Source organism: uncultured Pontibacter sp. (assembly GCF_947495565.1).
Taxonomy (GTDB): Bacteria; Bacteroidota; Bacteroidia; order Cytophagales; family Hymenobacteraceae; genus Pontibacter.
The window spans coordinates 251,553-273,927 of the sequence record NZ_CANLZM010000003.1; the positions used below are offsets into that span (position 1 = coordinate 251,553).

Genomic DNA, 22,375 nt, shown 5'->3' on the forward strand with positions numbered 1-22,375 from the left:
CGATAGCTAAGGCTGACGGAGCTTCAGCTAAATTCCCCGCCTTGGGCAAGGAGGGAGCAGGAGTGGTTGAGCCCGGCGTTGCAAAATTCACATGCTTGAAAGATCAGAGCGCTTAACCCTATAAAAACAAAACCGACGCTGAGGATGCCCCAGCGCCGGTTTTTATACTTTAAGTAAGAGAGTTGCTTAGTCCTTTACCTGCAGTTTTACTCTGGCTTTACCTTTTTTCTTATCAACCTTAAACTCAGTTTTGCCTTGCTCCAGGTTTTGCTTTGCTTCTTCTACGGCAGCGTTCAGAAGTTCGGCCTGAGGTGTTTGGGCTTCGGCTTTGGCTGCATCGCCTGCACCCGGGCTGTCAGATTCAACAAGTGTCATCTCGTTGATCAGGTTAGTGGCACCGGCATACTTGTCGATCAGGAAAAGCAGGTAGCGCGAATCCATGTTGATGCAGCGCTTGTAATCCGCATCATACACCAGGTCGCCGGTCATGGCTTCCCAGTTGCCGTCGAAAGCCAGGCCGATCAGCTCACCTTTCCCGTTGATTACCGGAGAACCGGAGTTACCGCCTGTAATGTCGTTGTCGGTGATGAAGTTTACCACCAGCTCACCTTGCTCGTTGGCATAGCGACCGTAGTCCCTGGCCTCATACAGCTGCTTCAGCTTGGCAGGCACCACAAACTCCTCGTTGCTCGGGTCCTCTTTAGACATCAAGCCTTCCATGGTGGTGTAGTAGTTATACAACACACCGTCCTGTGGGCTGTAGTCTTTAACGGCACCGTAGCTCAGGCGGATGGTTGAGTTAGCGTCCGGGTAGTATACTTTGTCCGGGTTCTGCAGGCGCAGGCCAGCTACGTACAGGCGGTTAGCCTTGGCCAGTTTCGCCTCGCTCTCGGCAAGTTTCGGGGCAATATTGTTTCTGTAGTTGCTGATGATGGCATCCACGATCTGGAAAGCCGGGTCGTTGTCCAGCGCCTTCTGCGTCGGGTTCTTCAGCCAGCTGTTCAGCTTCTGCTGGTTCACCACCATCGAGTTGCTGTACACGTGGTCGGCCAGCTTCTCGAAATTGCCGTTATACTTCTTCACCATGGCTTTAAATGCCTCTGGCTGCTGCTCCTTGGCGATGTCTTCGTAGTAGTACTTCATCATGGCAGCAAACACTTTTTTGTCGGCTGGCATGTAGTAGTCTTTAAAGAAAGCATCTACGCGCGGCTGCACATCTTCAGCGGCTTTCTTGGCAGCGGCAACGTTTCCTGATTTCAGGGCGTTGTGTACCGGCGTCAGGCGGTAAGCCATCAGCAGGGCTTCTGTTCCGAGTACAGCCTCGTTCAGGTACACAGAACCCAGGTTATACTTCTCGATGTTGCTGTAAGCCTCTTCTATCTCGTTCAGTACATTGCCATAGGTAGCTTTACGCTCTGCATCGGCGCTGGCCCATGTGCGGAACTTATCCTCATCCACAATCTTACCCTCTACCGTGCGCATGCGCTTGATGCCTTCGTTTTGACCGATAGAGTACTTGTAGTAGTTTGAAGTAGAAGCATACTTAGAAGCATACTTGATGCGGGTAGCCGGGTCTTTGTCCATGTCTTCTTTCCAAAGGCCAAGCTTCTTCTCACGCAGCTTAATGCGCGACTTGTTCAGCTGGTTTACCTCCAGTTTCAGGCCATGCGACGTCATGAAACGCTTCGTGCGGCCCGGGAAACCGAATACCATCGAGAAATCTCCCGGCTCTTTGTTGCCGATGTTGATTGGCAGGTGATGCGCTGGCTTGTAAGGTACGTTGTCTTTGCTGTAAGCAGCAGGAGATCCATCCGGAGCCATGTACACGCGGAACATAGAGAAGTCGCCGGTGTGGCGCGGCCACATCCAGTTGTCGGTGTCGCCGCCGTACTTACCGATAGATGACGGTGGCGCACCTACCAGACGCACATCAGAATAACGGTTATACACGAACAGGTAAAACTCATTGCCATTGAAGAAATCGCGCACGTAAGTTACATACTTGCCGTTTTCAGAGGCTTCTTTAGCCAGCGCTTGCATACGCTGCGCAACCAGCTGGGCACGCTGCTCTTCCGGTGTGTTTTTATCAATGCCTTCCAGCACTTTGCCGGTCACGTCATCCATGTAGTGCAGGATGTCCACGAAAAGGCCTTCGTTTGGAAGTTCCTGGTCTTTAGAAGTAGCCCAGAAACCCTCGGTCAGGTAATCGTTCTCGGTAGTAGAGTGCGATTGGATCTGGCCGTAGCCACAGTGGTGGTTGGTTAGAAGGAGGCCTTCCGGAGAAATAAACTCGCCGGTACAGAAGCCGCCGAACTGCACAATGGCATCTTTTAAGCTAGAGTTGTTTACAGAGTAGATTTCCTCAGCTGTAAGCTGTAGGCCCTTGTTCTGCATGTCTGTATGGTTCAGACGCTTTATGAGCATCGGAAGCCACATACCTTCGTCTGCCCTGGCCGCGAACGGCATGCTCAGCATGACTAAAAGTAAAAGTGAAAGGATTCTTTTTAGCATGGAAATTTGTTTAGATTAGTTAAACTATGGCAAATTTAGCAAAAACTGCCGCCTTTTGCTCATTTGTTACAAAAACCAAACCATGACCTGGATACTAAAGAAGTTTGTGCTGGGGCTGGTGTGGGTGTATCAGCACATGATTTCGCCGCTGACCCCTGCCGCCTGCCGCTACACGCCCACCTGCTCCCAATACGCCGTAGACGCCGTAAACAAGTATGGCCCTTTTAAAGGTGGCTGGATGGCGCTAAAGCGCATTGGCCGTTGCCACCCGTGGGGCGGGAGTGGGTATGATCCGGTGAAGTAAGGTATTTGCTAGATGTGGCTGCTTGTGTTCTGTCACTTATAGTTTGATACTAGCTATACTTTGATTACTAGGTTTGTACTTTAGCCGCTGCTTCTGACGACTTGAGACAAGCTATACTTTTCTAGCTGCAGCTTATCCTTGGCTTTAAAACCTGCTCGTTTCACCTCTGGCTTTGGCTCCCTCCAGGCGGGGGTAGGGGCCCTCGATTAGGGCATCGCGCTGTGTACATTTCCTTTGCTCCTTCGTCGCAATTTCGCTGAAGCGAAACCAGAAATCTACAAGGCGCTCAACCCAAAGGCTGGGATCAGTTTCCAATAGCTGCTGCTGACAGAGCTTAAACCGAATTCCCCGCCTTAGAAAAGGGGTTAGGGGTGGTTGGATGATACAACTGATGGAACTTTGCCAAAGCCCCTCTTCGAAAGAAGCAGTGGGATGAAATCGTTCTCAAGCAATTTCTTGCCTTGGAAGTGTTAGAGGTGCGTCCAAGCAGAACTGCAATCCCAGCGTTCAATCATATTTCATCGGGTATTCTGTGGGTTAAGTATAAACTCTCGTTTTGTTAGTCTAAATTATGGAGGAGCAAGTTGAATTGCAGCGTTTTTTTAAGCATATTTAGAAAACAATATATTAATGCTTCTCTATGCTGCTAACCTTACTCTCACACCAATGGAAAGCAAACTACCGCTCTTCCGTTTTTCAAAAAAGTGTGGCGCTCAATATTATCATGGGCCTGCTCATTCTTTACTTCGGAACGATATTTTTAGTGCTTGGCTTCACACTTGGTAATATTTTAGGGAAGGTGGCGCCAGGGCAGTCGGCGGTAGCGCTGTTTAATGGTGCGCTGCTGTTTTACTTCCTCATCGATCTGTTTTTCCGGTTTCTGATGCAGGAGCTGCCTGTGCTGGCTGTGCAGCCATACCTGCACTTGCCAATCAGGAAAAGCCGCATGGTGCATTTTGTGCTGCTAAAGTCGGTGCCAAGTATGTTTAACCTGGTATTTCTGCTCATTTTCATTCCTTTTATGTTTAGGGAAGTTATACCGGCTTATGGCACAGGAGCTGCGCTTGCCTGGCTTTTTGCTATTCTGGCTCTCACCCTGTTAAATAACTTTCTGCTCATCTATTTTAAACGTCTGCTTAGCATCAAACCTATACTTACGCTGCTGTTCGGTTTGGCGGTGGCGGGGCTATTGCTGCTGAATTACCTGGAGGTGTTTTCCTTATTCGCCGTCTCTCAAGTGGTTTTTGGGGCGATGATGGAGATGTCTTGGTTGGCGGCGGTACCGGTGTTGCTGCTGCTAGGCGCTTACCTGCTCAACTACCAGTATCTGATAGCCCACACATACCCGGAAGAGCTGGCGGTGCGCGAAAAAACGAATGTAGAAGGCAAAGGAATAGCGTTTTTGAGCAGGTTTGGTGAACTAGGCAAATTGATAGAACTGGAGCTGAAGCTTATGTGGCGGCACAAACGCCCGAAGTCAATGCTGATGATGTCTGTCTTCTTTATTTTCTATGGCCTGCTTTTCTACCCCAACGATACATACCTGGACGGCTTTGCCTGGCTGATTTTTGTGGGAATTATGCTAACAGGCATGCCCATGTTTAACTACGGCCAGTTTGTGCCGAGCTGGCAGAGCGGCCACTTCGACGCCCTACTTACGCGCCGCATTTCTCCTTACCAGTTTTACGCAGCCAAATTCTGGATTTTTGTGCCGGTTGCCTTGCTGGCATACCTGGTTACACTTCCTTATGGGTTCTTCGGGTATAAAATCATACTTGTCAACACGGCCACCTTGCTGTTCAATATAGGTGTAAATGTGTTTGTCATTTTCTTCTTTTCGGTGTACAACACCAGCCGCCTCGACTTAAGCAAAGGTTCTGCTTTTAACTGGCAGGGCGTGGGGGCGTCGCGGTTTGTAATGATGCTGCCGATGATGCTGCTGCCGGTGCTGATTTACCTGCCGTTTAAGTTTTTTGGCGTGCCTTACATGGGTATTGCGGCCATCGGCTTGGTTGGCTTAATAGGCTTTGTCTTTCAGAAGCAGCTGCTGCAATGGTCGGCCAACTGGTTTCTGAAGCACAAGTATAAATTAGCCACCGGCTTCCGCCAGGAGTAAGCAAAGTATAATTTCAAAACATCCATCACTGATAAAACAAACTGCCATGATAGAGGTAAAAAATATTGAGAAGAGCTACAGCGGAAAGGTAGTCGTAAATATTCCGGAGCTGACGGTTACAGCCGGGGAGGCTGTGGGTTTGGTGGGCAACAACGGCGCAGGCAAAACCACGCTTTTCCGCATGATCCTGGACCTGATCAGGCCCAGCAAAGGCAAGGTATACTCCAAGGGCCTGAACGTGGCGCAAAGCGAGGACTGGAAAGAATACACGGGCTCGCACCTGGACGAAGGCTTTCTGATTGATTACCTGACCACGGAGGAATACTTTAAGTTTATCGGCGATCTGCACGGCCTCACAGACGGGGACATTACCGAGCGCCTGCTGCCTTTTATGGATTTGTTTAACGATGAGATCCTGAACCAGCGCAAGTACATCCGCGACTTCTCGAAAGGCAACCAGAAGAAAATCGGGATTGCCGCTGCCGTGCTCTCTAACCCGGAATTGCTGATTTTGGATGAGCCCTTCGCCAACCTTGACCCGAGTTCACAGATCCGGTTGAAGAACCTGTTGCGCAACCTGCGCGAACATAAACGCATGACTATGCTCATCTCCAGCCACGACCTGAGCCATGTTATTGAAGTATGCGAGCGCATCATGATTCTGGAGAAAGGCCAACTGGTGCAGGACATGCAAACAAACGAAAACACACTGCGCGAGCTGGAAACATACTTTACAGTGTAGCAGCAAATTTATACTTAGTTAGGGAGCGAGGCGGAATATTTATACTTCTACTCGCTCTCTACTACCTAAAACGGCTGCTTGTACGTGCGCCGGGGCAGGTTACTGCCTTGTCGCCTAATCCAAACATCCTTGCTAAGAACCAGCTTATAGTTGCAGTAAAAAGGCGGCTGCAGCCAAAGTATACCTACGCAAACTCACCGAAGATTGGAAGGTGGTCGCTTACCTGCAGCCATTCCTCTTTCTTGCTTATTTCCAGTTTTACCAAGGTGCTTAAAAACTCGCTGCTGCCAAACATATAGTCGATATGGTAAGGCCTGTCATGCTTTCTGTTAAAGTAGAAAGTTGGAATGGATTCTTGCCCCTGTTCCTCCTGGTGGTGCTTGTGGTATAAGCTTTCAATCCCCAGCTCACTTAGCTCTTTTACCACGTCCGAATGATTCCACCACCTGTCCCACTGGTCCCAGATTTTGTTGCTGTTGAAGTCGCCTGCCAATAAAGCCTTTTGCAGGCGCGGTTTGTTTACCTGCAGGTACTTCCATACTTGGCCGATGTAACCAAAAGTCGGAGAGTCGTTCTGGTGCGCCCATACGCCTATTAACTGAAAATCATCGTTCACCAAACAGGGCAGGAAGTGCCGGACTGTATGATCGATAAATGTATTGCTCCAGTCTAAGGGCTGTAATTTTATATGTTCGCCCGCAAAAATGCCCAAACCCCTGTTTTTGCTGCTTCCAACCCAAAGGTAATTCTGAGCCCACTTTCTGTATGCTTTGTGCTGCGTTTGTTCAGGGTCTTCGCATTCCTGGATAATGTAAATGTCAGCACGAAAGTCCAGCAGGTTCTCAAACTTCTTTCTAAAAGCGCCATTACAGTTCCAGGTTAAAATCTTCATTTACCGAGCAGATGGATTCGTTAGTTTTTCTAAAGATGTTTTCCCGGTGGTAGGTATAAAAGGAATGAGGTTTATGCTCTTATGCTGGTGCGAGCTTGTAGCTCGTATCTTTTTGCAGTTATGTTGGAGTACGAGCTACAGGCTCGCACTAGCGGATACTAAACAACCAAGGCAGCGGTAAACCAAAGCAGGCAGACTAAACTTACTACCGGTATCGCTGAAAAATGGCAAGCCTTAACTGCGATGCCTCGGCCAGCAGTTGCACACAGGTTCCATCCATATCATCAAATTCCACTTGAAAGCCATCCTCATAGCCTTGCTGGTTGGTCATGCGCCAAAGCTGACTGATTTCTTTGCGCTGGTTCGAGATTTGGGTAAGGCTATACTGCTGCTCCAGCGCCCCAAAATCCAGCTCTGGAACTACGGAAAGTATGATTTCATCTGTGTCCTCGTTCACTGCTATTTGCAGCCATACTTGCTCTACCTGAAAGAGCACCTGTAGCAGCCAGCCAAATTCCAGGTCGTGCAGGGCAAAAGCTTGGGTTACTGTTTTGCCGGTAAGGGTATCAAGGTCGAGTGCGTTATCCATTTCCTTTCTAAGATAGAAGATTATACTTTGCCAAACTATAGCTGCATCTAAGCAAGTACTTTATTATTTTTACAGAGAATCATACTTTAGATTGATGACACCTGAAGCCCATACACTTAGTGCGCCGTCGGTGGGGCTGCTCTTGCATGTGCTGCGCCAGCAGGGGCAGGATGTGGAAACCATTTGCCGGCAAATAGGGCTGGACCAGCAACTGGTGCAGGACGTGAACGCACGCATTACGGTAGAGACGGTGCAGGACCTGTGGAACACTGCCATCGCCGCCACTCAGGACCCGGACCTGGCGCTGCACGTGGCTGAAAGTATAAACCCGACCTCCATGGGCACGATTGCCTACGTAATGATGAACGCCCCTACGCTGCACGAGTCGCTGCTGAAGCTGTGCAAGTACCAGGACATAATTTGTGGCGCCATCCGCACAAGCCTGGAGGTGCAGGGGCAGCAGGCGCTGGTAAAGCTGCAGATAGTAAGTCCGGCCCTGCAAAACCCGCGCAACGCCCTCGATTCAGAGTTGGTGATCTACAAAAATGCCTTCTCGGCGCTGGTGGGGCAGGAGCTAAAGTATAAACAGGTGCTGCTGGCTTACCCTGAGCCACAAAGTATAAAAGAGCACACGCGCATTTTTGCCGGAGCGGAGTTGGAGTTCGGCGCAACGTATGGCGGGCTTGTTTTTGATGCGGCCTACCTGAAGCTGCCAGTGGTAACGGCTAACCCGGAGCTGAACCAGTTCTTCGAGCAGTATGCCGAGGAGTACCTGCAGAAAATGCACCAACCGAAAACGGTACGGAAGCGGGTGCAGCGCCAGATAGCACAGCTGCTGAAAGGGGAGGAACCAGGTATAAGCACCGTAGCCCGAAGCCTGGCCATGAGCGTGCGCAGCCTGCAGGGGAAATTGAAGGAAGAAGGCACCACCTATCAGGCGCTGCTGGACGAGGTGCGCAAGCAAATTGCCGTAAAGCACCTGCAGGACAACCAGAACACCATCACCGACATTGCCTACTTGTTAGGGTACTCCGAGCCAAGCGTATTCTCCCGCTCTTTTAAGAAATGGACTGGTATGGCCCCGGCTGCTTACCGCCAAAGTATGGCTGCTGCGTAGATTTTTGTTACATACCTAGCTCCTCCCGAAAGTAGGATAGTTTCCGTTTGTAAAGCAGCAGCTCCTGGCGCAAACTTGCTTACCTGTTACCGGCATAAGTTTTTACCTTTGTTCCTGCATCCAACATCACCAGCACCATGAAAAAGTTATTTTTTACTGCTACACTGGCCAGTATTATACTTTCTTCCTGCTCCCAAACCCAGGAAACCAACATGCAAAGTATAGCCAAAGTTGCTGATACTGATTCTAGCTATGTGGCAAGTATAAACCAATGGCATGCGACGCGTTTGGAGAATCTGCAGAAAGAAGACGGATGGCTGGCACTGGCAGGACTTTACTGGCTGGAACCGGGCGAGAACACTTTCGGCAGCGGCAAGGGCAACAAGATTGTTTTTCCGGAGGGTAAGGTTGCTGCGCAGGCCGGCAGTTTTGTACTTGATGGCGATATGGTGAAGCTGCAGGTAAGCAAAGCCGCTGACGTAACGTTAAATGGCGAACCGGTGCAGCAGCAGGCAGTGGTATATACTTCTGGAACGGAGCATGCACTAGAAATGCGTCATGGCTCCCTTAAATGGGTCGTAATTAAGCGCGGCGACAAGTATGGCGTTCGGCTATGGGATGCCGAGAGCGAGGCACGTGAGGCATTTGACGGTATAGAGCGCTACCCAGTACTGCCAATCTGGAAGCTGGAGGCAAGGCTGGAGCAGAACCCACTGCCGAAGCAAATCCTAATTACTAACGTGCTGGGGCAAACCTCACAGGAGCCATCGCCGGGAGCGGTAGTGTTTACCGTAGAGGGCAAAGATTATCGCCTCGATGCGCTGGAGGAGGGCGAGGAGCTGTTTATCATCTTCGCTGACAAAACCAACGGCACCGACACCTACGGCTCTGGCCGTTACCTGTACATGCCAAAGCCAGACACCAGCGGCAAAACTTTCATCGACTTCAATAAAGCTTACACGCCGCCCTGCGCCTTCACCGGTTTTGCTACTTGCCCATTGCCGCCAAAGCAAAATTTTCTGTCCATAAGTATAACTGCCGGCGAGAAGAGCAAATGGTAAAAGTTTTAACAGTCAGAAAGTTAGCAAGTGCAGGTGTTTGCTTGTAGGGACAGGTCGTGACTCAATGCCATCAACTTAAGGTATATCTCGGGTTGCCTCCAGTAAAGCAGTCGCCTTTGCTGTGTCTTCTGACCAGCAAGTTGTTGGTGAGAACACGCAACAACGGCAAATTTAAACGCTTGAGTTGATGGTATTGGGTTTACACCTGACCGCACATAGGCTTTGCTACGCAGTAAGTATAAACTACAGCAGTTATTCACTGCCGACCCGAGCATTCTGTAAATCCTGATCCGCACATACTGTCTCTGGCGCAAGTTACTGCCTGTATTTTTTTCCTGCTTTTGAGAACACAAGCGGACGCTTGCGCCAGGAGTATCTCTAACCCCAAACTTTTTAATCTTCTAACTCACTAACTCCCTTCTGTGCCACGCCAATGTCTCGGCTATCGCCTGCTGCATGGGTGTGCGTTTCAAATTCGGTAAGGTATGGCGCAGTTTCTCGTCATTTAGAAGGATAGTATTTTGCCAGAGATAACCCATTTCGCTGATCTCGCGCATGTTTGGGGAGAACAAGCCCATCCACTTAAAAAGCCAGCCTGGGTATACTTTATACTTAGCTTGAGTGCCCGCTATCTCGGCTATCTGCGCCTGCCACTGTTTAGTGCTTGGCACCACCTCCCCGGCATAGTTATATTCAGTGTATGCGGCCTGCTGAGGCAGTTTTGCCAGTTCGTAAAAGGCGTGGGCGGCATCTGGCGTGTACACCAGCTGGTGCGGAATGTCGTTGCGGTAGAGCCAGGGCATTGGCTTGCCTGCTAACGCACCTCTGAAAACAGGCGCAATGCCCTCATTCATAACGTTTGGGCCCCAAAAATCAGGCAGGCGAAGGGTAATAACGCGGCACTGGTTCTGCTCCGCCGCCTGCCGCAGCAGCTGCTCCAGTTTTACCCGTATGGCTCCCTTTTTAGTGGTGGGGTTTGGAGACGTTTCTTCGGCAATGACCTTAATTAGTCCAAAATTATATATGTTTCCTGGGAAAAAAATCGTAGCTTTGTTTATGGCTGCGGCCTCAATAACGTGTTGCGTTACTCGCTCCATGTTGCCTTGCCACTTCCCGTAAGGATAGTTTACCCCATGGAAGATGTGCGTCGCTTCTGCTCCCAGCTTTTTTAGCAGTTCACCGTCCTGCGCATCTCCTTCTATCAGCTGTAAGGTCGGCTGTGGACCAAATAACTTTAGCGCCTTCTGTTTGTTTCGTACCAGCAGCGCTACCTGCTCCTGGTGCCGCAAAAGCTCCTGTGTAAAGGCAAACCCAATGCTGCCTGTTCCGCCGAGTACTAAAAATCTGAAGGTGTTGATAGCCATGGCGCTGTGATGTTAAAGTTTACACTGCAAAGGTAGAGTGCCTCATAGCTTTTATACTTGACAGATGCCGCGAACGACTTGACCATTTACGCAAACAGCTTTTCTGAGACAGAGGCAAGCAGCAGCGGCAGGCGGAACTATTTAAAGCGTAGATTTGTAAATATATAACTAAGACGATATTTCAGAACCACACAAAAATATTATGGTAGATACGACAATGGCAACATCATCAGTAATCACTCCCGAGCATCTTTCAAAAGCTATCACTTACACGCAGTACCGCGATATGATCGACAAACTGCTGGCTGAGGGCAAAACTACCGGCAACAATCATTCTGATGCCATGGTAGAGTATACCCGCATGAACATGCACCGTATGCGCCGCGTGGAGAGAACCGTGCTGGAAGATGAACTGGTACAGGTAATACTAAGCGTGCAGACCAAGATGACGTGGGTAGTGCTGACAGAGGCATGGTGCGGCGATGCTGCCCAGTGCTTGCCGGCCATCGTGAAAATAGCCGATGCATCCCCGCTTATCGACATAAAGCTGTTGCTCCGCGACGAAAACCTGGACGTAATGGACGCTTACCTGACAAACGGCGGACGCTCCATCCCGAAACTGATTGCCCTGAACACTGGTACTATGGAAGTGCTTGGTACCTGGGGGCCGCGCCCTGAGCCAGCGCAGCAGCTATTTTTAGATATGAAGGCCCAAAATGCCTCTTACAGCGAGTTTGCCGAAGTGCTGCATGGCTGGTACGCCAAAGATAAGAGCCGTACACTGCAGCAGGAGTTCAAGCAGCTGATCCGGGATTGGTCTAAGCTTACAGCGCCTGCCGATATGAACGTGGCCCGCTGCTCATAAAACATAATTTGCCAGTAAGTATAAAAGGCTGCTCCTAACAGAGCAGCCTTTCTTTTTTGTCCTATACCTTGGGTGGGCATCAGCACGAGGTGCCACCCCTTGGGGTCTTCTATTGTAATGGCTCTTTTTTCTTCCAGTATGGGTTTTCCGGTTGCGCCTCTGGGTAACCCATTTTGCTCCAGCCGCTGCACTACTTGGTTTATACTTTGCCGATCCGGTATGTGAAGCACCGGCAGCTCCTGAGGTTATACTTCCTGCATCAGTTTAAAGTATAAAATATCGGTTATTTATTCGGGTTACTTGCTGCTACAGGCTGCAGCCCCAGCACCTCCACATCTACTATTTTGTCTCCTACCTCCAGGCGGTGCACCACGTCCATACCGTCTATCACTTTCGCGAAAATAGTGTAGCGGCCATCCAGGTGCGGCGTAGGGGAATGGGTTATAAACCACTGGTTGCTCTCGGTGTCTTTTCCGGCAGAAGCCATGCCTACATAGCCTTCGTAGTAATGCATCGGGGTGAATTCGGAACGGATGGAATAATCTGAGCTGCCCCAGCCATCGCCGCGCTTATCGCCGCCCTGCGCCACAAAGTTCGGCACTACCCTATGGAAGTATAAGTTGTTAAAGAAATCCTGCTGCGCCAGTTCCACAAAGTTAGCCACCGAGCCCGGAGTGTCTTCCACAAAAAGCTGAAGCGTTATACTTCCCTTTTCGGTGCGCAACAGCACTTGCTGGTTTGTATGTATGGTTTTTACCAGCTCCCAGTCTATCGGGTGGGTAAACGGGTTCTGAGGTGTCTCGCTCTCCTGCTTTCCGCTCAGGTAGTCAACGGTTTTTTGTAGCTCGATGTTTGTCTCCATGTCGCGGGGGAGCTGCAGTTTCTGCTGTGCCTGGCTCAGAAATGCGTAGTTGCTGTACTGGCTGCGCAGGTTCAGCTTCGGGTCGCGGATGGCGGCGGCGGCCATGCCCACCAAGGCTACATCGCCGGAGGCTACAGCATGTTTAAATATCTCGGAAAAAGCAGTCTCCAAACGCTTCGGAAAGTCGGTTTGCTGGCGCATCAGGATCAGGGCCTCCATGCCGGTGGTGCCAATAACAGGCGCTTCTGCCAAAAATATTTGTTCAGCTATAAACTCATAGTTGTTAAAGTCGCCGGAGAGGGCTTTTAGCAGGTGCGCTTTATCATAAGCCGTGCGTGCATTATGGAACTGCTGCTTGTAACGTGGGTTCAGGTACAGGCGGTTCTGCACCTGGCTGTTTTTCAGGATTACCCAGATGACGTTGCTGCGCACGCGGGCATCGAGCAGGTTGGGCAATACGCCTAAAAGCGTTTGAGCGGGCACGCCTGCATGGTTGCTCAACAGAAACTCTGAGGTGGCCACGGCTGTGTTAATGTTCTGGTCCTGCAGGGCGGCAAGTATGGCTGTGCTGATGGCAGAGAATTCCAGGCCGCTCATAGACCGCACCGCACTAAGGCGCACACGGTAGTCAGGGTCGCTTTGCGCGATAGCAGACAGAAAACCCGCCTTATCCACCGCCCTTACTTTGCCCAGCGCCTGCGCCAGAGCCATCCGGACCTCTGGTGCTTTATCAGAGGTGGCGGAGTTTAGCAGTTGCTGGCGGTATTGCGTCAGGTCTAGCTTTGGCGTGCGGGCCAGAAAGTGGGCAGCGGCCAAACGTGCCTCGTAAATAGTGCTGGCCGATAAAAGCTCAACAGCCTTTTGTACCACCTGCTGGTTCTGCTGTTGCCGCAAGCCTAAGCGGTAAATTCCCCAGGCCTGCCCGGCAAGCGTCTCTGGGTTAGCGGCTTTGTAGGCTGCCAGAAAATCAGCTGCTTTAGCGGTACCGACTTTTCCGAGGGCTTCCAGCAACAGCGCCTGCGCTTCCGGGTCCTGCTCCTTGCCTAAGGTCTCCATTATTTCTGCTTCAGTTCGTTTGTGCCCGATCTGGCCCAGTGCAAAGGCGCTGGCTTGGCGTACAGCCGCTACCGAATCAGACAGAAGCGTGTGCAGCGCAGGCAGCGCGGCGGTATCCTGCACGGAGGCAAAGGCCAAGGCTGCGTGGCGGCGGTAAGATGTGTTTGGGTTGGCCAGGTAAGGTAACAGCGCTGTAGTGTTGCGCTCATCCTGCAAAGTATAAATCTGCTGCAGTGTTACATCTCCAAACTTGTTGTTGGCAGGCTCTGTGGTATCGTTGCTGCGTTGCATGGGCAGGTACTGGCAAGACGCCAGGGTGCCCAAAGCCAGCAGCCAGGTATGGTGTAATTTCATGTGTCAGTTCTTATGCGGGCTTCAAGTTACTAAAATGTGCCGACATGCAGCAGGTGCAGGTGTTTTGAAATATAAGGTGAATTTTATATTTTTAGACTGAAAATTGACTTGGGCCCTCATGCAGGACATCAGCATCAGACTTTTTGAAGGAGCTTATACTTTTAAGCCTCGTGCCGAACAGCGGATGATGCTGCTTGCGCTTGCCGCTATGGTGCTGCAGATGAGCTTGCTGCTATACCTTATCATCTTCAAAACTTTTGCAACCGGACTGGTGGTTATTCTGCTGCTGAGTCTGCTGGTGCCCGCCTACTTTATCTCGAGTGTCTGGCTGGATAAACGGCCGCAGTACCGCCGGCACCTCACCCTCAGCGCTGCCGGAGTACGCTACCGCACGCGTTTTTCGCAGGCAGAGCATGAATTTGACTGGGAGGAGGTTGATTTGGTAAAAATCGAACTTTTTAAAGTAATTTTTGTATTAAAAAATGAGGAGGTGCATGAGGTAAATTTGCATGGCATCCAAAACAATCGTGTGCTGCATGAGGTGAAAGAGCAGATTTTGCAGTACGTACGGCTTAAAAGCATTGATCTCAATTAACATCTGAAGGCAAGTTATATGTATGTAAATCTGTATCCGAGCAAGCAGCTGCGGTCCACTAAAAGGTCTTTGCTTCTTATCGGTCTTTTTTTGTTCTTTGGAGGAGGATACGCGTTGCTGCGAGAGTTTTTCTGGATAGCATCTTTCCGTGAAGGCTGGGCGTTGGCCAGCGGAGTTATGGTGTTGCTGGGCCTGCTCCCGATTGCCTACGGCACAGAAATCCTGCGCTTTAAAGACGCCTACTTCTCCATGACTCCGGAGCGCATTATCTACAGGCTGACTCTTTTCGGCACAGAAACTATAGTAGAGTGGCAGCAGATCCAGGAACTGCATATTACAGAGTACGTTGTTAACTTTATCCTAAAAGGAGGGAGTGTACTTAAAATGCGCCTCAACATTATTCAAAAACCAGAAATAGCCCGGCACGTGTCGCGGAGCATCCACTTGGCAGCTCTGGAAAAAGGGATCATGATAAACGGTGTAAAGCCATCTCCAAGCGAGCCGGCACTGCAAGTATAAACTCAAATAGGCTAGGGTGCTGTTAATTAGTTGCTTATCTACAGTAAAGCCTGTGCTGTTTCCCTTCTCAAAGCATTTCCAGACTTCTTTATCTATAGGTGATTCCTGGCACCTGATTAGCACAAAACCCAAACCTTTGCCAAATTGCGGCCTGAAGTATAAACTATGGCTGAACAGACAAAGCAGGTGTATGGGTTACAGTTTGGGTTGCTATGCCTGAGTTCCTTCCTCTTCTTTTCTAGCTTTAATATGATTATTCCGGAGCTGCCCGACTATCTGGCTAGCCTGGGCGGCGAAGAATATAAAGGCTTGATTATCTCGCTGTTTGCGCTTACGGCAGGCCTTTCAAGACCTTTTAGCGGAAAGCTGGCTGATAAAGTGGGGCGTGTGCCGGTAATGGTAGTAGGTAGTGCCGTATGCGTGCTGGCCGGGTTTCTGTACCCGCTGGTGGGCACAGTGGCTGCTTTTCTGCTGCTGCGTTTTGTGCATGGTTTTTCCACTGGCTTTACGCCAACAGGCAAGTCGGCTTACGTGGCTGATGTGGTGCCCGTTGAGCGGCGCGGCGAAGCAATGGGGCTGCTTGGCTTATCCGGGAGCCTGGGCATGGCGGCTGGGCCAGCTTTGGGTGGTCTCATCGCTGCTGAGTACACTGCTAGCATGATGTTTTATACTTCGTCGGCGGCGGCTTTTCTGTCGGTGGCTGTTATTTGGCACATGCAGGAAACGGTGCAGAACCCGGCAAAATTCAGCTGGAGCCTTTTCCGAATATCACGCCAGGAAATACTGGAGCCGCGGGTGCTGGCCCCTTCGCTGGTCATGCTGTTTACCTCCTTCAGCTTTGGCACCATCCTCACCGTTATCCCTGACTTTAGCGCCCACCTGGGCATCGAGAACAAAGGACTGTTTTTCACCTCCTTCACGCTTTCGTCGCTGGCTATCCGGTTTCTGGCCGGCCGCGCCTCCGATAAGTATGGCCGCGTGGCAGTATTGCGTGTAAGCTCCGGGCTTCTGGCCTTGGCGATGCTGGTTATCGGTTTAGTGTCTACAGATACGGGCTTGCTGCTGTCGGGTGTGCTTTTCGGCGTGGCCACCGGCATGAACTCGCCCACTATCTATTCCTGGACGATTGATTTGAGCCACCTGGAGCACCGGGGCCGCGCCATGGCTACCATGTACATTGCGCTGGAAGTAGGGATTGGCTTGGGAGCGCTGGCTTCTGGCTGGCTGTATGGCAACCAAAGTGCTAACTTCCCGCTGGCGTTTTGGGTGGCAGGCGCTTTTTCTCTGGTCGCTTTTCTGTATCTGATGCTGGTAGTGCCTGGTAAGCAAACTGCTTCGGCAACATAAGCCAAACATAATGAGCTGCGCTAGAAATGTAGCTCTCTCAGCATTCCATCTGTATGTATTCAGAATTTGAGGGTAAATAGAAAACAAGTAGCAAAAGGTGCAATAAATTTTGTTAGCCTATATAGTATAAATGCAATTAGTTGTATGGTTGATTGGCATAAAAATCTGCATTTTATTTAAGCCTTTTCTAACGAAGCTCCGTACATAACACCACATCTCCGTTCTCTTACATCCCTAATCAATCAAATTTAAATACTAATGTGGTTCCTCTGCTTCTCAAAATTGGGTAGCCCCGGGGTGATTTGTGTGTTTATATATTGTTAGAAAAATTAAATTGTGTAGTATGAAAAAGTTTACTTTTAATGCTTTGTTTTGTTGTTTTTTTGGTGTTGCGCTGATGAGTTGTGATAAAACCGAAAAGGTAGAAGTGAACGCATTATCTGCCTCACAGGGTAAAAACTTTGGCACCGACCCTACAAGCTGTGAGATAATTGAATTTGACGACTATACGCCAGCTGAAACCAGCAAAGGAGCTGTAAGCACCGTGTACAGCCAAAACACACCTGTGCGTGTTTTGGCACAATACCGTATTAAAGATGGCCGCTATTTTAACAGAAATACTGCACTGCTCTTTAACACCGGTGCCCCAGACAGCAGAAACCAGGAATTCAGGACGCCAAGCCCGGCCGCCATACGCCCCATGGGCCAGGTGCTAACAGTAGGGCGCGGCAACAGCAATATGACTTTCTTGTACAACAAAGGCTGCCGCATCGAGATGGATTTTTCGGCTATGGGAAGTATAAACCTGAAAGGCCTGCATGTATTGGATATAACAGAAGAAGAAGCTGACTCTAAACTGGAGCTGTTTGATGCAGAAGGTAATATTATTAAAACGATGAGCCTGCCGGTTACAGGCGCTTACGGAGCAACCCGTCTGCGTGTGGATACGCCGGGCGTAGTAAAACTGCGCGTGGTGTTTGGCAGCGAGAGCAGCCGTAGCGGCGGCGGCGCCATCGACGTGATTGAGTTCTGCCGCGAATAATTTATGCTGCAGCACAACAGAAAAAGGGAGCCCCTGCAGGGGCTCCCTTTTTCTGTTGTGCTGGTAGGTAAGGCGGGTGCAGCTTTTTAACAAATACCATCTTTTTTTGTTGAGGCTTAAACACCAAATTGCCGCATACGTTTTTAGGAACAACATGAACAGCCAATTTTTACATACTTTATTTGAAAGTCACCACAAAGCAAAACACCAGGTGCCGGCTTCAGCCATGTGCAAGCTAGTGGAAGGGGTGCTGCAATTGCTTTTTCCGCCCTTATCTGATGTGCGTTTTGAGACGGTGCAAGAGCTGGAGGAGTTTAGCCAGGGGCTTAAAGTGAACATGATGCGCATCCTCACGAGTATGGAGCAGGACCTACCCCTGCCTGCCGAAGAAGTGGCCGAGCAGATGATGCAGAAGCTTCCGCAGATTTATGAGCTGCTGTTGATGGATGCCGAGGCCATTGCCGCCGGTGACCCTGCTGCCCAAAGTATAGGAGAGGTGGTAAGAACCTACCCAGGCTTTAAAGCAGTTGCCATGTACCGCATGGCGCACGCCCTGTACGAACTGCAGGTGCCGCTGCTGCCCCGCGTGCTAACGGAGTATGCCCATGCCCGCACCGGCATCGATATACACCCTGGCGCACAAATCGGAACTCACTTCTGCATAGACCATGGCACCGGTTTAGTGATAGGGGAGACCTGTGTAATAGGCAATTACGTGAAAGTATACCAAGGCGTAACGCTTGGTGCCCTCAGCGTAGACAAAGCTATGGCTAACATAAAGCGCCACCCAACCATAGAGCACCATGTGGTTATTTACGCGGGCGCAACCATACTTGGCGGCAACACAGTGGTGGGTGCCCATAGCATAGTGGGCGGCAATGTATGGCTAACAGAAAGCGTGCCGCCTTACTCGCGTGTGTATCATCGGCCTCAGATAGATGTTCGCCGGTCTGCAGACCCTGCCAATGCAATCAATTTTTCCATCTGAAAAGTATAAAGACAAAGATAAGTTATGAAAGTAAACACCATACTTGAATCTATAGGCAATACGCCGCATGTACGTATCAACAACCTCTACAAAAAAAAGGTAGAGGTATGGATGAAGCTGGAGCGCAGCAACCCCGGCGGAAGTATAAAAGACCGCATCGCCATGGCCATGATAGAGGATGCGGAACGTAAAGGAACGCTTACCAAAGACAGCGTAATTGTGGAGCCGACTTCCGGTAACACGGGCGTGGGACTGGCCATGGTAGCTGCCGTGAAGGGCTATCAGTTAATATTGGTTATGCCTGAGTCTATGTCGGTGGAGCGCCGGCGCTTGATGGCAGCCTATGGCGCACACTTGGAGCTGACGCCACGTGAGAAAGGTATGAAAGGCGCCATTGAGCGGGCAAAAGAAATAGTGGAGGAAAACAGCAAAGCCTGGATGCCCATGCAGTTTGATAATGAGGCCAACACCCAGATCCACATAGATACCACCGCACAGGAGATACTGGAGGATTTTCCTGATGGCTTGGATTACCTGATTACAGGCGTAGGCACCGGAGGGCATATAACTGGTGTGGCCAAAGTGCTGAAAGGTAAATTCCCGAACTTGAAAGTATATGCGGTGGAGCCCTCTGCCTCGCCAGTACTAAGTGGCGGCGAGCCTGGGCCGCACCCGCTGCAGGGCATTGGCGCCGGTTTCATCCCTAAAATTCTGGATACGACCCTGCTGGATGGCGTGGTGCAGGTGCAGCAAGATGAGGCATTTGATTTCGCTCGCCGTGCCGCACGCGAGGAGGGCTTGTTTATTGGAGTTTCGTCGGGGGCATCGTTAGCCGCTGTCAGCAAAAAGATAGAGGAGGAGATTCCGGAAGGGGCCAAGGTACTTACTTTCTGCTACGATACCGGAGAGCGATACCTGTCTGTAGAAGGGCTTTTTGTATAAGTATAAATCAGGAACAAGTATAAAAGTCCTGCTGCCAACTTGGCGGCAGGACTTTTCTGTTTAATCTCCGGTAACAAGCGCGGACATCTGCCATTTGCCCTGTTTGTTCTTGTTAAAGATGGCGCGGTAACCGACTGGGCTGTGCACGTCTGAGTGGTGTATGTAACCCTGCAATTCAGCATCCGGTGCTTGCACATGCCACCATTCTTTCTGTGGTGCATCTTCGGGGTAAGATTTGCCATAATCTACTTTAAGTATAACCTGCTCCAAAGCGCAGACAGCAGCGGCGTTGGCAATGGGCTCCTCTCGAAGTATAGCGCCTTTCTTTACCACGGCTACATGCATAAAAGCATCCACAGAATCAGGCCAGTTGCTGTAGATGTACGGAAGCGCATAAAGATTTTGGTTGTTTTCGACAGGGTAGCCGCCGCCAAGGCGCAGCAAATGGTCTAGCAGCAGCCAAAGCTCAGATCGGTTGTTTTCCGGTTGCCACTGCCCCGCAAAGCTGCTCCAGCCGCCGCTGCCATCAAACCCGGCCCGTATCTCAGGCGAGATTAGCTCACGCAGCTGTTGCACATTCTGTGTTTGTACGGTCTGCTGCAGCTGTTGCATGTATTTTATCAGGCTGGCATCTGTGGTGGGTGTATCGGTTGGCAGCAGGTGTAGCGCATCGGTCTGGCAGCTGGGTAAAGCAACGACTGGCGCTGCTGTAGTGTCCTGCGCACTGTCTGTGGAAGCTGTGGTTTCCTGTGTGGCTGTGTTGGCCGATGTCAGTTCAGATTCCTGCTGTTTGCAGGCGTTGAGGCTAAAAATGATTAAAAGGGCGATGTATAATTTCTTCATATAGTTATTAAAATATAAAGGCGCGGATACAATATACGGTAACCGCGCCTTTTATACTTTATCTAATCGAATTATACTTCCAGAAGCTCCTGTATATCCTGGTGCATGGCCTCCTTTACTTTTTGCAGTTCGCCGGCTGATACGCAGTGGTGCAGCGCTTTGTATACTGCCTGAAAAGACTCTATGATAGCGCTATCCTGCAGGAAGTCATTATTAGCAGCAAATGCGTTCTTGCTCCGGATAAAGTTTATCCATTCCTGGCGGTCACGGATTTTAACGGGCACCTTGGCCGGGTCATACTGGTCGTAGTAAATACCTTTCCAGATAATAGGCAGTTGGGCGGCAAAATGTATGGCATCGTTTACTGGTAACCTGTCGCGGATGGCCTGCAGCACCGCCCGGAAAACCCGGCCTGCCTGGTTCAGGTCTTCTGTGCCCATCTCCTCTGCCACCTTTTTTAGCAGGTTAATCGCATCCTTCTGCTTATCCTCGAAATTAAATGCCATAGCTACCTCCTTTTTTTAATGAAACAAGTTCTAAGAATTACGGCGCAGGCAAAGGGCGGTTCTGCAAACCAAAGTATAAGGCCGTGAAGCGGCACGGATATTTAGGAAGGGCTTCAGGCAGATGATGATACTATAAAAGAGGGTGTCCTATACTTTAAAGTGTCAGGTAGCAGGAGGGGGCATATTAATCTATATACCGTGAGTTTGCAGCCTCAGCTCTTGCAGAGTGAATTTCAGAAAATACACATTGCCACGGGGCATCGGCTTAAAACAAAAAAGGCAACCCGTGTAGGTTGCCTTTCGTGGAGAATATCGGAGTCGAACCGATGACCTCTTGCATGCCATGCAAAACTGATAGTATTTCTCCTGTATTCATCTTTTAGTATGTGTTTTGTAAGTTGTTGCTATTTAGCAACTAACGCATATTTTTAGTTTGTATATCATTTCTTATATTTTCATTCATTCGCTATCTTTGTGTGTACCTTTGTGTGACCCCCTTAAAGGGTAACACAGCTAACCGCAAATAGTATGTTTGACTTTTCTGAAAGTGGCGTTACGCTATCTACCATACTTGAAACCCGCAAAGCCAATACAGATGGCTTGTGTCCTGTTAAAGTAAGAGTAACACACCTACGCCAGCGGGCTTATTATTCCACAGGCAAGCGCTTAACATCTGAAGATTGGGATAAGCTGCCAACTACTAAAGCCAGAGAGCTAAAAGCAATAAGGGAGTCAATTCAGAAGTTTGCTAAAGAATTGCAGGCCACAGTTGAGCTGCTAATCAAAAATGATGATTTCTCTATTGAAGTCCTGCAAGCTCAATTAAGCAAAGGCCAAAGCAGTACTTTGAACGCTGCATTCACAGCTAAGCTAGAAGAGTTAAAAGCACGGGGTAAAGTAAGTACTTCAGATTGGTATAAGTACACGCTTAGAAGCATAGGGCTATTTAAAAAAGGTAAGAAGATAGAGTTTAAACATGTTACAGTAGATTGGTTAAGGCAATATGAGCAGTACCTTTTAGGTGAAGGTAAAAGCTATACTACTATATCCATGTACATGCGGGCGTTGCAGGTTGTTATTAATGAGGCAAAGGCCGCAGGTATCATCAAACCCGCTCAACATCCATTCGGAAAAGGCCGCTATGAAATACCACAGCATGCAGGCAGAAACATTGCTTTAGCCCTAAGCGACATAAAGAAAATAGTACAGTATGAATGTGAAACCGATACAATAGAGAAATGCCGTGATCTTTGGTTTTTCTCTTACTTATGTAACGGGGCAAACATTACCGACATCTGTAAATTAAAATATGCTAATATTCGTAATGGCGAGGTTTGTTTTTACCGTCAAAAGACCTTAGCTAAGGCTAAGAAAAAGAAATTGATACATGCCACCTTATTACCCGAAATGCAGGCCATTATAAGCCGCTGGGGTAACGAAGAGGTAGATCTTGATACGTTTGTATTCCCTATCCTGCAAGGTGAGGAAAGCCCCGAAGAAGAGCGCACCAAGATTAAGAACATCACAAAGTTGATGAATACCAAGCTTAAAGCCATTGGTAAGAAGTTGGGTATACCTAACATTAGCACCTACACCGCCCGCCATAGCTACGCCACAGTATTAAAACGGTCTGGAGCTAACATAGCTTTTATTTCAGAGAGCTTAGGCCACCAAGATATTAAGGTAACTGAATCCTATTTAGCTTCATTTGAGCAGGAAGAGCGGGTTAAAAACGCTGCATTGCTCACTAACTTTTAGTG

General features: G+C 49.6%; 20 protein-coding genes. 13 read left to right on the forward strand and 7 right to left on the reverse strand.

From position 1 onward, the window contains the following. Positions 1-186: 186 nt before the first annotated feature. Positions 187-2,511 (reverse strand): S46 family peptidase, encoded by a 2,325-nt coding sequence (locus Q1B04_RS05745; protein WP_299756677.1) that lies wholly within the window; start codon positions 2,509-2,511, stop codon positions 187-189. A gap of 82 nt (positions 2,512-2,593) precedes the next feature. Between Q1B04_RS05745 and yidD the strand changes: the two genes are divergently transcribed. From yidD to Q1B04_RS05760, 3 genes are all read left to right on the forward strand, one after another. Next, positions 2,594-2,815 carry a membrane protein insertion efficiency factor YidD gene (gene yidD / locus Q1B04_RS05750; protein ID WP_299756679.1) on the forward strand — a complete coding sequence of 74 codons (222 nt, stop codon included), beginning with the start codon at positions 2,594-2,596 and terminating at the stop codon, positions 2,813-2,815. 640 nt (positions 2,816-3,455) lie between these two features. Continuing rightward, complete coding sequence (locus Q1B04_RS05755; protein WP_299756681.1) at positions 3,456-4,931, forward strand: DUF5687 family protein; 1,476 nt, start codon at positions 3,456-3,458, stop codon at positions 4,929-4,931. A 46-nt stretch (positions 4,932-4,977) separates the two neighbouring features. Beyond that, a complete protein-coding gene (locus tag Q1B04_RS05760; protein WP_299756684.1) occupies positions 4,978-5,673 on the forward strand; it encodes an ABC transporter ATP-binding protein in 696 nt (231 codons plus the stop codon). 184 nt (positions 5,674-5,857) lie between these two features. Here the strand turns inward: Q1B04_RS05760 and Q1B04_RS05765 are convergent, their stop codons facing one another. Both Q1B04_RS05765 and Q1B04_RS05770 read right to left on the reverse strand, forming a co-directional pair. Beyond that, positions 5,858-6,565: an endonuclease/exonuclease/phosphatase family protein gene (locus Q1B04_RS05765; protein ID WP_299756687.1), complete on the reverse strand. Its 708-nt coding sequence runs from the start codon at positions 6,563-6,565 to the stop codon at positions 5,858-5,860. 205 nt (positions 6,566-6,770) lie between these two features. Beyond that, entirely contained in the window at positions 6,771-7,154 is a 384-nt protein-coding gene (locus tag Q1B04_RS05770) for a DUF6334 family protein (protein ID WP_299756689.1), read from the reverse strand. A 94-nt stretch (positions 7,155-7,248) separates the two neighbouring features. On the opposite strand from Q1B04_RS05770, the gene Q1B04_RS05775 reads away from it, so the two are divergent. Then, a complete protein-coding gene (locus Q1B04_RS05775; protein ID WP_299756691.1) occupies positions 7,249-8,271 on the forward strand; it encodes an AraC family transcriptional regulator in 1,023 nt (340 codons plus the stop codon). Between the two features lie 137 nt (positions 8,272-8,408). Next, complete coding sequence (locus Q1B04_RS05780) at positions 8,409-9,332, forward strand: DUF1684 domain-containing protein (protein WP_299756693.1); 924 nt, start codon at positions 8,409-8,411, stop codon at positions 9,330-9,332. 401 nt (positions 9,333-9,733) lie between these two features. Here Q1B04_RS05780 and Q1B04_RS05785 read toward each other — a convergent pair whose 3' ends face one another. Continuing rightward, positions 9,734-10,696 carry an NAD-dependent epimerase/dehydratase family protein gene (locus Q1B04_RS05785; RefSeq protein WP_299756695.1) on the reverse strand — a complete coding sequence of 321 codons (963 nt, stop codon included), beginning with the start codon at positions 10,694-10,696 and terminating at the stop codon, positions 9,734-9,736. Between the two features lie 202 nt (positions 10,697-10,898). Between Q1B04_RS05785 and Q1B04_RS05790 the strand changes: the two genes are divergently transcribed. Further along, the gene (locus Q1B04_RS05790) at positions 10,899-11,561 is read left to right on the forward strand and encodes a thioredoxin family protein (protein ID WP_299756697.1); all 663 of its coding nucleotides are present in this window, start codon (positions 10,899-10,901) and stop codon (positions 11,559-11,561) included. A 283-nt stretch (positions 11,562-11,844) separates the two neighbouring features. On the opposite strand, the gene Q1B04_RS05795 is transcribed toward Q1B04_RS05790, so the two are convergent. Beyond that, the gene (locus Q1B04_RS05795; protein WP_299756699.1) at positions 11,845-13,833 is read right to left on the reverse strand and encodes a peptidylprolyl isomerase; all 1,989 of its coding nucleotides are present in this window, start codon (positions 13,831-13,833) and stop codon (positions 11,845-11,847) included. A gap of 118 nt (positions 13,834-13,951) precedes the next feature. Here Q1B04_RS05795 and Q1B04_RS05800 point away from each other — a divergent pair, with 118 nt between their 5' ends. The 6 genes from Q1B04_RS05800 to cysK all read left to right on the forward strand — a co-directional run bounded on the left by Q1B04_RS05800 (position 13,952) and on the right by cysK (position 19,266). Continuing rightward, on the forward strand, positions 13,952-14,428 hold the full coding sequence (locus Q1B04_RS05800) for a hypothetical protein (RefSeq protein ID WP_299756702.1): 477 nt from the start codon (positions 13,952-13,954) through the stop codon (positions 14,426-14,428). An 18-nt stretch (positions 14,429-14,446) separates the two neighbouring features. Further along, entirely contained in the window at positions 14,447-14,947 is a 501-nt protein-coding gene (locus Q1B04_RS05805; RefSeq protein WP_299756705.1) for a hypothetical protein, read from the forward strand. Between the two features lie 165 nt (positions 14,948-15,112). Beyond that, entirely contained in the window at positions 15,113-16,294 is a 1,182-nt protein-coding gene (locus tag Q1B04_RS05810; RefSeq protein ID WP_299756707.1) for an MFS transporter, read from the forward strand. 343 nt (positions 16,295-16,637) lie between these two features. Then, entirely contained in the window at positions 16,638-17,336 is a 699-nt protein-coding gene (locus Q1B04_RS05815) for a hypothetical protein (protein WP_299756709.1), read from the forward strand. 226 nt (positions 17,337-17,562) lie between these two features. Further along, positions 17,563-18,324: a serine O-acetyltransferase gene (locus Q1B04_RS05820; RefSeq protein WP_299756712.1), complete on the forward strand. Its 762-nt coding sequence runs from the start codon at positions 17,563-17,565 to the stop codon at positions 18,322-18,324. 24 nt (positions 18,325-18,348) lie between these two features. After that, the gene (gene cysK, locus Q1B04_RS05825) at positions 18,349-19,266 is read left to right on the forward strand and encodes a cysteine synthase A (protein WP_299756715.1); all 918 of its coding nucleotides are present in this window, start codon (positions 18,349-18,351) and stop codon (positions 19,264-19,266) included. Between the two features lie 60 nt (positions 19,267-19,326). On the opposite strand, the gene Q1B04_RS05830 is transcribed toward cysK, so the two are convergent. After that, a complete protein-coding gene (locus Q1B04_RS05830) occupies positions 19,327-20,109 on the reverse strand; it encodes a hypothetical protein (protein WP_299756718.1) in 783 nt (260 codons plus the stop codon). A gap of 71 nt (positions 20,110-20,180) precedes the next feature. Next, positions 20,181-20,615, reverse strand: coding sequence for a DUF2267 domain-containing protein (locus Q1B04_RS05835; protein WP_299756721.1), 435 nt, complete (start codon positions 20,613-20,615; stop codon positions 20,181-20,183). Between the two features lie 528 nt (positions 20,616-21,143). Between Q1B04_RS05835 and Q1B04_RS05840 the strand changes: the two genes are divergently transcribed. Further along, the gene (locus tag Q1B04_RS05840; protein WP_299756724.1) at positions 21,144-22,373 is read left to right on the forward strand and encodes a site-specific integrase; all 1,230 of its coding nucleotides are present in this window, start codon (positions 21,144-21,146) and stop codon (positions 22,371-22,373) included. Positions 22,374-22,375: the final 2 nt, after the last annotated feature.

Coding starts and splice junctions, on each gene's coding strand:
- Q1B04_RS05805 (WP_299756705.1), top strand. CDS start 14,447: ATGTATGTAAATCTGTATCCGAGCAAGCAGCTGCGGTCCACTAAAAGG.
- Q1B04_RS05815 (WP_299756709.1), top strand. CDS start 16,638: ATGAAAAAGTTTACTTTTAATGCTTTGTTTTGTTGTTTTTTTGGTGTT.
- Q1B04_RS05795 (WP_299756699.1), bottom strand. CDS start 13,833: ATGAAATTACACCATACCTGGCTGCTGGCTTTGGGCACCCTGGCGTCT.
- Q1B04_RS05820 (WP_299756712.1), top strand. CDS start 17,563: ATGTGCAAGCTAGTGGAAGGGGTGCTGCAATTGCTTTTTCCGCCCTTA.
- Q1B04_RS05800 (WP_299756702.1), top strand. CDS start 13,952: ATGCAGGACATCAGCATCAGACTTTTTGAAGGAGCTTATACTTTTAAG.
- Q1B04_RS05840 (WP_299756724.1), top strand. CDS start 21,144: ATGTTTGACTTTTCTGAAAGTGGCGTTACGCTATCTACCATACTTGAA.
- Q1B04_RS05810 (WP_299756707.1), top strand. CDS start 15,113: ATGGCTGAACAGACAAAGCAGGTGTATGGGTTACAGTTTGGGTTGCTA.
- Q1B04_RS05830 (WP_299756718.1), bottom strand. CDS start 20,109: ATGAAGAAATTATACATCGCCCTTTTAATCATTTTTAGCCTCAACGCC.
- Q1B04_RS05765 (WP_299756687.1), bottom strand. CDS start 6,565: ATGAAGATTTTAACCTGGAACTGTAATGGCGCTTTTAGAAAGAAGTTT.
- cysK (WP_299756715.1), top strand. CDS start 18,349: ATGAAAGTAAACACCATACTTGAATCTATAGGCAATACGCCGCATGTA.
- Q1B04_RS05835 (WP_299756721.1), bottom strand. CDS start 20,615: ATGGCATTTAATTTCGAGGATAAGCAGAAGGATGCGATTAACCTGCTA.
- Q1B04_RS05770 (WP_299756689.1), bottom strand. CDS start 7,154: ATGGATAACGCACTCGACCTTGATACCCTTACCGGCAAAACAGTAACC.
- Q1B04_RS05780 (WP_299756693.1), top strand. CDS start 8,409: ATGAAAAAGTTATTTTTTACTGCTACACTGGCCAGTATTATACTTTCT.
- Q1B04_RS05790 (WP_299756697.1), top strand. CDS start 10,899: ATGGTAGATACGACAATGGCAACATCATCAGTAATCACTCCCGAGCAT.
- yidD (WP_299756679.1), top strand. CDS start 2,594: ATGACCTGGATACTAAAGAAGTTTGTGCTGGGGCTGGTGTGGGTGTAT.
- Q1B04_RS05745 (WP_299756677.1), bottom strand. CDS start 2,511: ATGCTAAAAAGAATCCTTTCACTTTTACTTTTAGTCATGCTGAGCATG.
- Q1B04_RS05760 (WP_299756684.1), top strand. CDS start 4,978: ATGATAGAGGTAAAAAATATTGAGAAGAGCTACAGCGGAAAGGTAGTC.
- Q1B04_RS05775 (WP_299756691.1), top strand. CDS start 7,249: ATGACACCTGAAGCCCATACACTTAGTGCGCCGTCGGTGGGGCTGCTC.
- Q1B04_RS05785 (WP_299756695.1), bottom strand. CDS start 10,696: ATGGCTATCAACACCTTCAGATTTTTAGTACTCGGCGGAACAGGCAGC.
- Q1B04_RS05755 (WP_299756681.1), top strand. CDS start 3,456: ATGCTGCTAACCTTACTCTCACACCAATGGAAAGCAAACTACCGCTCT.